Raw genomic sequence first — 13007 nt, 5'->3', positions numbered from 1 at the left:
TGATGGCATTTTTGCCGTCACCTAGTTATTAGTCTTACAACATGATAAAGTGTACCGCTACGCGTATGTTTGGAAGGTATTTCTTGCTTTTTCAGTATTCTTCCGAAGGAATTAACCCTTTTGACAGACATCGGGATTGAACTGCCTTTTTGAATATCTTCCATAATCTCGGCAGGAGATAGCCACTCCCCTTCTTCAGACTGTGCAGCACGGAAATAACGGAAGAAAAGTTGTTCTTCCGGCGGGACTTGTTCAAATTCACGGTTGTTTTCCATCATAATCTTTTCTTCCTCCTGGTCGAACCAATAACGTTCGCCATGCTCCAGTTCGTACATAGCTTGTGCATAAAGTTGCTCATAGTCTATCGGACGGTTGGTGTCAATCACTCCGATCACCTCGATGCAAATAAAACGACGGCTGCCGGAAGGGTCGGTCAACAGGTCTTTTTGGTTGCTTGTGGCTATAAATGAAGCATAACGGCGCATTTCGAGAACGGCACTGCCATGAGGTTTCTTCACATTCAGTACAGGCTTTTGCAGAATATGTTTCAGGAAGCCTTGTTGTGTCGAACTCACCTGGTCAAATTCATCAATATTGATGAGAGCAAAACGATTGAGGTAAAGTTCGGCATCTTTCTTTCGGGAGAAATCAATACTGTCGGTATAGTAGGAACGTTCAGAAGGGGGCATTATGCTCCGGCAAAAAGTGGATTTGCGTGTTCCTTGCGGTCCGACAAGTAAGGGCGAAACACTGTTCGCATACTTTTTATTGCTTCCTCTCCAATGAGAAACCATATTGAGGAACCAACGGTGGAACAAATCCATCCAATACGGATTCTTACAAGGGACGGTGGCTGCCAATGCACGAATACGGTCTTTACCGTCCCATGCGGGAAGCCGGTAGAGAAAATCTTCCAACGGGTTGAATACAGGCACGCGGTTGGAATAGATATAACGGCTGATATCCCTGTCCCACAACGGAATGCCTTCCATCTGCGCATCCAGGGCAATGCTGTTCAGCGCACGCTTGTCGAGAGGATTGAAGCGGAAACGGAAAGAAAGCCTTTCACGATATTCTACCTCACCAATTTGGGTATTATGGCGGAATTCATAGCGGCGTTTCATGAATTCTTCAGTCTGCAAGGCGAGTTGCTGCTCTTTGCTTAGGCTGATATTCTTGCCGAAGCCTTTGCACTCGGTATATATATTGCCAATCATTTGCCGGATAAGCTCTTCTTGTTTATACATATAGAAGTGGAAAACGGTACGTCTCACGACTTCTTCTTGCGGAAGTCCCGAAGCAAAACAGTTTTTAGCCAGTTGGACGACTAAAGGATGCCATGTGTCCTCGCGCAATTCGAGTCCCGCTTCCCTGAGTTCGGCATATGCTTTCCGCAAAGCAGCTTCGAAAAGCATCAGGAAGGCATTTTCCGCATCATATCCCGGTACGGCACGGGTCAATGGAGATTTCTCTGCTTGAACCGCTTCCCGGAAAGTGGTTTCTTCGGGCATCGATGACGGTTGGGAGAGATAAAACTGGACTGAATCCGGACGATAGATGATGTCCGGGTCGTGGGATAAGCGCGAATATTGTTCCAGAGTCGGTTCTTTGGGAAGTATATCGAACGGGATTTGGGGTTGATAACATTTCACAGCCAGTCGATAGGCATGAGCGTGGAATAGTTCCGCTTCTTCCCGCGTTTTGGGAAGCGAGTTGTCCAGTCGGGTGAAGGTAGTCCATATTTTCACCGTTTTGCCACTTGAACCCATGAAAGCACAACGGGTTTGGGGTTGCTCGCAGGCTTTTTGTTTCACCAAAGCGATTTCCGACTTATTAGACAAGGGGCCGATGGTCAGTTCTACAATACCGTTGTAGCTTTTCATCTGTTTCTGACCGCTTACTTTTCGGAATTCGGCGGCAGGAATTATTTGGGGCAGTTTATCGGCAAACGTACACCGCTCATCGGAAAGGGTATATCGCAGATGCTCTCTGAATGTAGAAACAGGACGGGATTTTATTTCTGTCTTTATCTTATTTACAAGTATATCAAGATCCATTACGCTGAGCGCTATCGTATCTTCGTTCTTACGAAATTGAGTAATTTTCATTAATTTGATAATAATTTGTTTTGTCAGCGTCTTTGTGATCGTTGAGACTGCTAAATTAGTCATAATATCCGAAACCGGCAAAGAAAACAAGTTTTTAATACAGAAAATTATTGATATATCAAGCATCTCTTTAACCGAAAGAAACGGGATTGCCACCACTCTATTACGGGGCAAATTAGTTTTCTCTGCTTGAAACTAGAGTTCCAGTTAAGAGAAACTATAGTTTCATCGGTAAGAAACTAATGGTTTCAAGCAATTGGAACTTTAGTTTCAAGCGTATGAAACTAAAGTTTCAAACCGCTGAACCAACAGTTTCGCACCTTGAAACCATTGGTTTCAAGGCAGGACACAACTCATAAGTACGGGAAGAATAAATTGAACAACTTATCTTTCTATAGCTGATACTATCAATTTCCAAACAGCATCTTTGATTTCTTCATTGTTTCTTGCGTGACAGCATTATTGCTATCACACTGCTGTCACCTTGTGCTGTCACAACATTAAGTACTTATAATCTGCAAGTTAGACTATAATCTGTGACAGATGACAGATATATTTTGTTTTTCATTTCATAGAGATGCTGAATTCTGAGTTCAAGTTATAAATGCGACACCTCCTTATTTCACAGGGAACAATTATTCCGTCATTGTATCATATTCCGCAATTATCTCCTTGCACATGCGTTCATGTAATATCTTTCAGAATATCTACCTTCTTTCCGTTCATAGATATTTCTACATTATAATCGTCCGTTCCCTCTACGGTTGCAGCCCATTCACCGGGTGAGGTTTCTTCCAGTTCGGAAACGGCATCCGTATCATAATACTCTTCCCCGCGCATCAATATCTTATAGGGGACAAAGCTCTCAAAATTATCCAGTGTAATCATATGACTAATTCATTCCTTTATATATCCTTCTTGTTCATACGCTTTCCCATATTTATGAATCATTGCCACCAACGGCCTTAAACGTTCGTCAGAAACCAACATAGCCCTATAACGCAAATACTGATTATCATAAAGCTGTCGGTTTCCGTCCTTGAGGCGCTTCTCCACATCTGCAGGAATGAAAAATTCCGCACGGTTGCCCAAATTCACATAAAACTCATTTAAAAAGATAGAAATGCCAGCCAAATCTATGTCTCCGAAATGGATATAACGATTGGGAATCATCTTTAGCCAGTTACACAAATCCTTCGATTGCGGATAACGGGATACAAAAAGAACTTTCATTCCTTCAAACAAATAGCTTTGGGCACGGATATGCTGAAAATTCTCTCCATTCTCTATACCCACTACTACGACATCTTCAGGAATACGGAAATCTTCGTAATCCTGTATGAAGATGGAAATACCTTGCAAGGGAGAAAGCACGCATGATTCACCATGAAGAGTAAATTCTATAGGCGTATAACAATTGAGTAGAAAACCTTTGAACGTACGGATATATCTAAGTTTTGAGTGCCCCGCTTTCGCCACTTGTTCCGAACGTGACACTCCTTCCCAACGGCTTTTCATCTCAATCCAATCTCTCAACTTCATGCCGAAAGTATAATTCTGAGCAAGATAGATACGGCATCCTTTCGGGTCAATCATACGGAAACTGCGCCTACTCCCTTGTGAAACAAGCGTTATGATTCCCTCATTTACCATTTCTCGTGCTATTGTGCCGTCAAACTTGCTATATGCTACAGTATCACCGTCCAGCATTTTCTGAATCAGCTGCGCCACTGTCAATGTAAATAAATTGCTGCTCATTTTTCTATCTTATTATAGGTTAACAATGGGACAACCTGTGTATTTGACCGTCCGTCTTTACTCAATAAATAGGTATAACGATAATCTTCCACATTGTAAGTAGTGGGAGAACTGTTTACCAACAAGATATTCCGGCAATTGGCAAAATCCAGAATACCTTTCACGTTATTAGGATGCAGTTTTCCTATTTCATCCATCATACAATGGATTTTAAAGTCACCAAACTTACGTGACGCCTTTTCTTTGAACACATTAATCAGCATGATATTGACCATCGCTTTCACCAGAATGTCCGTACCGTCAGAACCCACATTGGCAATCTTCTCCACCCATCCCGTGTCGTTATCATTCTCTTTCACGCGAAATTCCAACTTGAATGTATCGGCAAGCGCCAACCGTCTGCGTCCCGGCTCGTCGAGCAGGAATTTCATAAACGACAGCAAATGCCGGACAGCCGTCACATTGACATCTTCACGGGAATCCTGCGAGAACAAATCCACCTTTCCCATATTATATTGGTTCTCATCGCTAAACCGTTTAATCTCCAACAATAGCTGCATCAGTTTATCGCTGCTCTGAAGCGGGCGAAGAGCTATTTCCTTTATTACTCCGGCAAAATTCCGCTTGACAAAATCGTCGTTGATATCCTTTATTGTTCTGTGTATCTCGCTTTCATTACGGGTCAGTCCTCCCACTTCCTGCGAAATCCGGCGGATTATATCCGTATACCGTTCACTGATATGTTTCTGATAATCGGAAATCTTATCATTATCCACAAACTCGCACAGATTGGAAGCGAAATCATAGTAATCCTGTTCTCCAACCAACTCCGTACGGAAATGGAACGTATTTTTTGACGAGAAGTTTCCATTGAACTGCGTCACCGCTCTCTTGAATTCTTCTGTTTTTCTGATGGTGGATACAATGAGCGACTTCAACTCTTCCACAATAACGTCGCAACTTTTCCGGGTAGGCTTCTCTCCTATTTCCGTCACAGAAGGCGGACAGAAAGTTTCATCTTTCCGGAACATATCCACTTTATTCAGCCCGTCCTCCAATAAATGCAATTCTTTGCCAATCCGGTCGAGATGCTCGTCCGCCCCTTTTTTCTGAATCTGCAACTTCTCCTTTTTCAGGGCAAAACGTTCGTCCAATGCAACCAGCTTCGCATCCAGTTCTTTCTTCCGGCTTCGCGTAGCAGGTTCTTTATCAAACAGTTCCTCCTTGTCTCTTTCATAAAAAAGAACTTGTGGGCGGGATTTACCTATATAATCCAATTCTTTACTTATTTCGGCAAGCCTGTCATCATACTTGCGGATAGTGACCGTATCAGCACCCTTTCCATTCAATTCATTCTCCTGCGCCTGCTTCAATTCCTTTTCCCGCTCCGCAGTTTGCTGTTTCATCCGGTCTATCTCTTGCCGAACACCGGCACTGAACTCCTCCTGTTCCTTCCGGAGTTCCGTCCTGCTGTCATTATACACTTTCCGGCAGGCTTTCAACAGTTTTTCCCGTTCCGCCAAATGCTTCTCCTTCTCTCCTTCCGCCACATAAAGCCGATGGCCGATTTCATTCAGTTGCGCCTGCAATTCTTCGATACAACCTCTTTTCCATTCCTCCTCCTTTGTCTTCCATGAGGCGTAATCAGCCTGCAAATTCTTCAATTTTGCAGGAATCTGCATTCGCTCGGCTTCCATCAGATGTTGTTCTTCCAAAATACGATGTATTTGCTTCGAATACTTTTTCTCCAAAGAAGAAACTGCTTCTCCCTCTTCTTCCGTCAGTCGGGTGAGGCGGTCGGTACAAAGTTGCCGGGCTGCTTGTTGCCTGTCGCGTTCCTGCTTCATTTCTTCGGGAGTGCGGACAGAACGCTCGATTGCAGTCAGATTGAGTGAAACGCCGAACAAAGTAGCTTCCTTATTCACCAATTGAGGTTGCAGTTCATTGTTGTACAACACCAGTTCCTCATCCGCCACCTTGCCTATCGTCTCCTGCCAATCCGGTTTGTTCTTCTCCAGCCATTCGCACAACGAACCTTTTCGTTTCTCAATCAAGGCATCCAATGTTTGCAACTGTTCTTCAATCGCACTCCGCTCTTTGCGAACGGCCTCCATCTTTGCCTGAAATTCCCATTTCAATTCTTTTACTTTCCATTCGCACTCCTGTCTCAACTGCTTTATCTCTCCTTGTTGCTGACGGATGCTAAGTTCCAGTTCCTTGTCTTTTTTACGCAGTTCGTTGATGCCGTCTTCACAATCGGACATTTCCTTTTGATGGGGATGTTCGTATTTCACCTTTTGAAGTTTCAGGTTGCACTGTGCCTGTTCGTCACGCAACTGCCGGATACGATTATCCACTGTCTGCACTTTCTCTTCTTGCGTTGCCCTTACTTTTTCTTCTTCCACACGAAGCTGTTGCATCAATTCCTCCTGCTTACCGGCAATCTCCGCATTCCGGAAATTTATCCGTGCTTGCTGGCTATTCTCAAAAGTACGGAAATCAGCTTCCAGTTTTTCAAACAGCAATCGGTACTTACTCAATACGTCCTCATAAGCCCTGGTCAGTTCCGATTTCATATTCCGGACTTGTTCAAGTTCCTGAACCAATAATTCTTCGCAAGATACCCGTTTGATGATTTCTTCAATCTGCATCTGCTCGTAATGCAGACGTTTCTCACGTATCTTTTTGAGCAAATCGTTTATTATACCTATATCCCTAATCAAGCCGTCACGCTCATTGGTGTACTTTTGTTGCAGTTCACCCATAAGCCGCAGCAACCGTTCACGTTCCGTCTCCGCTTTAGCCAGTTCTTCCTTCACTAAGGGAATCTCATGCAAAGCCCGTTTCTCCGCAAAGTTAAGCTCCGCACGCCCTTCACCAATCTGCTTTTGGGTATAAATCAAATCACGATAGGCGTTCATTACTTTCTCCGCCATCTTCCGGACAGGCACTTCTCCATTCTTGTTCTTTGTAAACCAAAGCATCACGTCCCTGTATTCCTGCTCGAACTCCTTAATCTGGCTTCGATAGAAGTCCAAATCGACAGAGATATCCTCATCACTCATTGAACGGATAATGGTATCTTTTATAAAATCAGCATCCAGTTTGGAATTTAAAAAGACGTTCTGTATTGTACGGGGAATATTCTGATATTTTGCACTTTCCACAATGGCAAACTTGCGATAGGGTATCATTTCATGCTTACGGTTATTACCGAAAATAATGTCCCGATACATTTCATAACTAGTCACTTGTGCAGTAATTTGAATCTTCGAACCGATATGTTCTCGGATGCGTCCCCACTCGGAATATACGGCATTGCGTTCGTCAATGAACCAGTCCTGTTGGAATGGCGCATCAATAAAACGGAAAAACACCCGTCCCTGAGATTTGGCAGCTACCACACAATACGCCCCATTCTCCCGCATCACTTCATAGATAATGTAAGAATTGGCGTATGGAAAGTAAAAAGCATCGAAACTTTTCTTCTCCTTCGGAATGCCTAGTCTTAGTTTGTCAGCATTATAAAAGAATAGGATGGCACGGAGCAGCGTACTCTTACCGACACCTTGCGTACCTATAAAATGTACGTTCCCATCCAACTTCACTTCCGCGTATGGAATATGGGCACTGTTCAGAAAAATAATCTTATTCAGGTATCTCATCTTGCACCTCCTCTGAAATTGTGATACAATCAACCAAGTCCTCCATATAATGGAAAGCCGACAATACTTTATATGTCCCGTCGAGTTCGTTTTCTTTCTCTATCAGCCCTATACTCTCCAGTTCTTTCAGCAGTTTGCCGACTACTTCATCATATTTCTTCTTATCCGAAAACAGTTTGGTCGCCTTTTCTTTCAGTTCGATATCGCATCCTATCTGAATCTCAATATCAGCAGCACGAAACAAAAAGCCGGGGCCGAATGCCGAATGATAGGTTTTCAGGAAACTCAGGTAATCAATCCACTTCTGAATTGCTTCCAGTTTACGTTCCAAATCGACTTTCGATTCCTTGCGGGTAAAGTAGTAATAACCGTCACCACTTTCCAGATAGAAACCGATACCTTTATAGTAATCATAATAATCGGGCAAATCTTCCTCAATGGCATCATACAAGCGTTTCACTTGGGTAGAGACACTATTGGAAGAAATGAATCCCCCTTTGCTAAGTATATTAAATATCTCTTCAGTGTATTTCATGTTCATCTGTTTTTAGTATTCAACATAGATTATTTGGCATATATTAAAGGGTATTCCACTTCGTCGGAGATTTCATAAGTATCCGTAAAGCGAAGTTCGTCGGCATACTGTGATGCCAGTTGGCAGAAAAAGATTAATTTCTCTCCACGTGTCACCTCTTTCCGGTAGCGATAATTCATCACAAAAGAGAACAGATGGGTGCTGGACGCCATAAATGAATTATGCACTTCCTGCAAGTTTACGGTATCTATCATTTGCGACTGCCCATCCAGGTATCCTTCCGGAATGGCATCTGCCAGTTGTTTCATTCCTTTCGGAGAATTTTTCTGCCGCGCGACAAGTTTCTTCAATATCTGAAAAGCCTCATCGGAAGTCCGTAGATTATCAATGGAAAGTTTGATGCGATAGCCGACCTGCGGCTCCATCCAAACGGGATTCTTCTGTGCGGCAACAGAACGGATACTTGTATGTTCTTCCAACAGGAACTGGTCTTTCAGGTACTTCAGTTTCTTTACTTTTTCAAGGATACGGTTCTGATAATCTATCAGATTCAGATAATGGATGATTTGCTTCTGGATTTCAATCAGGTTATGGTACGAGTCATTCAACTGGAGTTTTACGTCACTCACCACATTCCGCATCTGCACATCCATCGCCACCCGGAAAAAAATAGGCTGCCCATAGTCTATCAATTCCTCGCTTTTACGAATCAACAGAGCAATATTGTTCCGTTTCTCGTCAAGCCGGACGAGTTTGGTTTTCTTTATTTTGTAATTAGGCTCGTTCTTATAGGTATTATCCATATTCCGCTTCAAGTCCATCACGTTGCGGACAGTAGTCAGAGCTATATTCTTCAGGCAGCGTTTCACTTCCCGCTGATAGTTGTACTTGCGCTGTTCGTTATTTTCCTTCAAGTAATAATCAATGTTTTCATTCAGTCGTGTCAAGTAATCCTGCACAAAGGAAACATTGATTTCTTCATTCACTTCGAGCACATCTTCAAAGAATTTCAGATAGATATCCTCCATTTCAAGAAAATCACCGGTATCCCGGATAACTCCGTAGTCAATCAAATAGCGGATGCGCTCTTCCTTGTACTCGGTCATTTCAAGCGCATAATCATAGCGGAACGAAAGAGACTTCCGTTTGGAAAACATTTCTTTCAGGAGTTCTTTCTCCCGGTCGAGACTTTTGACCAGCTCTTCTATGGAACGAAAAGTGCTCATATTAGTTTTGTCTTTTAATAACGATTACTTATCCAAATTTCCGTTACTATAAATTGTAAAGTAACAAGATTCTACAAATATAACGGAAAAAGCATACGAAACCTAATTTCTTTATTTACAATTTTGTTATAACAGAATTTAGGATACCATCCTCACTTTTTCAAATTACAATTCATACCTTTGTGACTTCGATAGAAAATTAGTAATCCATAAAAAAAGAAGATTGATTATGCGCTCATTCATTGTGTTTCTTTGTTTAATCCCTATCCTGCTGTTTTCCTGTCAGAGTGTTCCTCTTGAGACACAATTGAAGGAGGCTATCAAAGACAAGAAAGCCGAAATAGGAATTGCTGTCATCATAGACGGAAAAGATACGATAACAGTTAATAATGACAATCATTATCCTTTAATGAGTGTTTTCAAATTTCATCAGGCGTTGGCAGTGGCTGATTATATAACGAAACAAAATCAGTCATTGGACACTCTGCTAAAGATAGAGAAATCGGATTTGAAACCGGACACGTATAGCCCGTTACGGGATAAGTATCCGCAAGGCGAGATTGAGATGAGCATTGCCGACCTGCTAAGATACACGCTTCAACAGAGTGACAACAATGCCTGCGATATACTATTCAATTATCAAGGCGGAACGGATGCCGTAGACAAATATATCCATTCGTTAGGTATTCAGGATTGCGCCATCGTCGGTACGGAGAGTGCCATGCACGAAGATTTGGATTTGTGTTATCAAAACTGGAGTACGCCGTTGGCTGCCGCCGAGCTATTGGAGATTTTCCGACGGGAACCGTTGTTTGCAAAACAATATAAGGATTTTATCTGGCAGACAATGGTAGAATGCCAGACCGGACAAGACCGGCTGGTCGCTCCATTACTGGATAAAGGAGTGATAGTGGGACATAAAACAGGGACGGGCGACCTTAATGCCAAAGGTCAGCAAATAGGTTGCAATGACATCGGCTTTGTTCTTTTGCCCGACGGACGCACTTACAGTATAGCTGTTTTCGTGAAAGACTCTGAAGAGAGTTTTGCGGAAAACAGTAAGATTATCGCTGATATTTCACGTATCGTTTATGAATATGTGACGCAGTCAGCTAAATAAAAAAGAGAACAGTTAACGGTCGTAACGATAAAAAGAAAAATCAGATTTAAAATGAAACTACATCACATCGCTATTTGGACTTTCCGTTTGGAAGAGTTGAAAGAGTTCTATGTCCGCTTCCTGGGTGGAAAAAGCAATGAGAAATATGTGAATCCCAAGAAGGGATTCGAGTCTTACTTCATATCTTTCGGTGAAGGTCCTTCTTTGGAATTAATGAGCCGTCCCGATGTACAGAATACGGTGGTGGAAGAGAACAGAGTCGGACTGACACATCTCGCTTTCACGTTCCCCAGTCAAGCGGAAGTGCTTCGTTTCACGGAAGAGATGCGTTCCGAAGGTTACACCATTGCCGGCGAGCCGCGTACTTCGGGAGACGGTTATTTTGAAAGTGTAGTCCTTGACCCGGACGGAAATCGTATAGAATGTGTGTATAAGAAAGAATATGGAGAAGAAGACTGAAACAGAAGAAACGATGGCAGCGCACACTCTTGAAACGGAACGTCTGCTAGTCCGTCCTTTTCAAGAAGAGGATGCGGAAGCATTTTTTGCCTGTTGCCAAAACCCGAACTTGGGTAATAATGCAGGATGGGCGCCACATAAGACGATAGAGGAGTCGCGGGAGATTCTTCAGAACGTTTTTATCGGTCAGGAGAATATTTGGGCGATGACACTGAAAGATACGCAGCAGCTTATCGGTTCCATCGGAATCGTCCCCGACCCGAAACGGGAGAATCCGCAGGTCCGTATGCTGGGATATTGGCTTGACGAAGCGCATTGGGGCAAAGGATATATGACGGAAGCAGTGCAGGCTGTACTCAACTACGGATTCAATGAACTGCAACTCAGCCTCATCACCGCCAATTGCTACCCGCATAATAAGCGGTCGCAACAAGTACTCGAACGGAACGGGTTTATCTATGAAGGTGTGCTGCATCAGGCGGAACTGACATACAATGGAAATATACTCGACCATTTGTGTTACTATCTTCCTAATATATGCCAACCCACTCCCCAAGATTACGACGAGATTCTGGAAGTTTGGGAAGCATCAGTGCGTCACACGCATCATTTCCTTACGGAAGAACATATCCAGTTTTACAGACCGTTGGTGCGCAATCACTATTTACCGGCGGTAGAACTATACATTGTCCGGAATGCCGATAGAAAGATTGTGGCTTTCATGGGACTGAGCGACGAGCTAATCGAGATGTTATTCGTAAATCCCGGCGAGCAGGGAAAAGGATACGGCAAGCGGTTGCTGGAATACGCCATTCAGAAAAAGCAGATGGATAAAGTGGACGTAAACGAACAGAATGAAAAAGCACTCAGCTTTTACCTACATATGGGATTCCAAATCATCGGAAGGGACGAAACGGACGGTATGGGAAAACCTTACCCGATTCTGCATTTACAGTTGAAAGAAACGAATATCGAAGAAAGTAAAGGTTAACCCTCAAAAAAGAAAGCTACATGAACCTGCGTGCAAGATTATCCGAACGTGTACATATCGAAGATATCAGAGAGATACTTCACTTTATACAAGATGACGAACAGCTCAGAGAAGAAGTCTATCAATTTATCTTTGATGAGGACAAGATTGTCTCATATCAAGCATTGTGGGTTTGCACGCATTTCTCAAAGGAAGACGTGGAATGGTTGAGCCGGAGACAGGATGAACTGATTGACGCTGCCATGTCCTGCCCACATTCGGGAAAACGAAGAATGCTCCTGAACCTGCTCAGCCAGCAACCGGCAGCCAACCCGCCACGAATGGATTTCCTCGATTTCTGTCTGGAGCGTGTCATAACCCGGCGGGAACCGGGCGGCATACAATCCCTTTGCATAAAACTTGCCTATCAACTGACTTGTTCCATTCCGGAGTTGCAACAGGAACTGCGCACAATGCTGGAAATCATGGAACCCGAATTATTGAATCCCGCTATCCGTGCTGTACGCAGAAATACACTAAAAGCAATGAAAGCCAAGAAGTAAGACATATTAAAAACACAAGAAGCTGTCTCCCGTCAAAGAAACAGCTTCTTTATCTATGTTATTCGTGAACTAAATCAATTGAAATAGTACAAGAATACGGCAATGCCTTCGAGTGCCTTCTTCGGTTGGTCTTTTATTTCGATGGCAAATTTGATTTCAGCTTTTGCCACACCACGCAGATTTGTCAATGAATGAAGGGTAGTCACCAGGCGGATACTCTGTCCTGCCAATACAGCCTGACCGAATTTCATCTTATCCATGCCGTAGTTAATCATCATTTTCAGGTTGTTCACCTGGATAATCTGATTCCACATATACGGAAGCATAGACAATGTCAGATAACCGTGAGCTATTGTGCTATGATAAGGGCTGTCTGTTTTGGTACGTTCCGTATCCACGTGAATCCATTGGTGGTCTAATGTAGCATCTGCAAAAAGATTGATACGTTCCTGAAAGAGTTCAACATAATCAGAAACACCTATTTGTTTGCCTACCAGTTTTTCAAATTCTTCGTACGAATTGATAATTACTTTTTCCATTGTCTTATCGCTTTACGGGGGTTATTATAATCATTTTAATTGGCGGCAAAAATAGGAAAAATAA

General features: G+C 43.0%; 8 protein-coding genes and 2 pseudogenes. 3 read left to right on the top strand and 7 right to left on the bottom strand.

Annotated features, from left to right (window positions below):
* Window positions 1-17 precede the first annotated feature (17 nt).
* From ACGHVY_RS02555 to ACGHVY_RS02530, 6 genes and pseudogenes are all read right to left on the bottom strand, one after another.
* On the bottom strand, window positions 18-2108 hold the full coding sequence (locus ACGHVY_RS02555; RefSeq protein ID WP_390596928.1) for a BT4734/BF3469 family protein: 2091 nt from the start codon (window positions 2106-2108) through the stop codon (window positions 18-20).
* A 705-nt stretch (window positions 2109-2813) separates the two neighbouring features.
* Window positions 2814-2996, bottom strand: a pseudogene (locus ACGHVY_RS02550) (SWIM zinc finger domain-containing protein); the annotation flags it as partial.
* Window positions 2997-3005: 9 nt separating this feature from the next.
* Window positions 3006-3866: a hypothetical protein gene (locus ACGHVY_RS02545; protein ID WP_390596927.1), complete on the bottom strand. Its 861-nt coding sequence runs from the start codon at window positions 3864-3866 to the stop codon at window positions 3006-3008.
* The gene (locus tag ACGHVY_RS02540) at window positions 3863-7531 is read right to left on the bottom strand and encodes an ATP-binding protein (RefSeq protein WP_390596926.1); all 3669 of its coding nucleotides are present in this window, start codon (window positions 7529-7531) and stop codon (window positions 3863-3865) included. The genes ACGHVY_RS02545 and ACGHVY_RS02540 overlap by 4 nt, the downstream gene beginning before the upstream one ends.
* Window positions 7515-8066 carry a condensin complex protein MksE gene (locus ACGHVY_RS02535; protein WP_390596924.1) on the bottom strand — a complete coding sequence of 184 codons (552 nt, stop codon included), beginning with the start codon at window positions 8064-8066 and terminating at the stop codon, window positions 7515-7517. Before ACGHVY_RS02535 ends, ACGHVY_RS02540 begins: the two co-directional genes overlap by 17 nt.
* A 29-nt stretch (window positions 8067-8095) precedes the next feature.
* A complete protein-coding gene (locus ACGHVY_RS02530; RefSeq protein WP_390596922.1) occupies window positions 8096-9292 on the bottom strand; it encodes a hypothetical protein in 1197 nt (398 codons plus the stop codon).
* 229 nt (window positions 9293-9521) lie between these two features.
* Between ACGHVY_RS02530 and bla the strand changes: the two genes are divergently transcribed.
* From bla to ACGHVY_RS02515, 3 genes and pseudogenes are all read left to right on the top strand, one after another.
* Entirely contained in the window at window positions 9522-10412 is an 891-nt protein-coding gene (gene bla / locus ACGHVY_RS02525) for a class A beta-lactamase, subclass A2 (RefSeq protein WP_390596921.1), read from the top strand.
* Between the two features lie 51 nt (window positions 10413-10463).
* A pseudogene (locus tag ACGHVY_RS02520) lies at window positions 10464-11862 on the top strand (GNAT family N-acetyltransferase).
* A 20-nt stretch (window positions 11863-11882) separates the two neighbouring features.
* Window positions 11883-12404: a hypothetical protein gene (locus ACGHVY_RS02515; RefSeq protein WP_390596919.1), complete on the top strand. Its 522-nt coding sequence runs from the start codon at window positions 11883-11885 to the stop codon at window positions 12402-12404.
* 74 nt (window positions 12405-12478) lie between these two features.
* On the opposite strand, the gene ACGHVY_RS02510 is transcribed toward ACGHVY_RS02515, so the two are convergent.
* Window positions 12479-12943 carry a MaoC family dehydratase gene (locus ACGHVY_RS02510; RefSeq protein WP_390596917.1) on the bottom strand — a complete coding sequence of 155 codons (465 nt, stop codon included), beginning with the start codon at window positions 12941-12943 and terminating at the stop codon, window positions 12479-12481.
* Window positions 12944-13007: the final 64 nt, after the last annotated feature.

The sequence above is a fragment of the Bacteroides sp. f07 genome (genome assembly GCF_042854785.1).
GTDB lineage: Bacteria > Bacteroidota > Bacteroidia > Bacteroidales > Bacteroidaceae > Bacteroides.
Note: the sequence above shows the minus strand (reverse complement) of the source record. Positions and strands in the feature narration are given on the sequence as shown.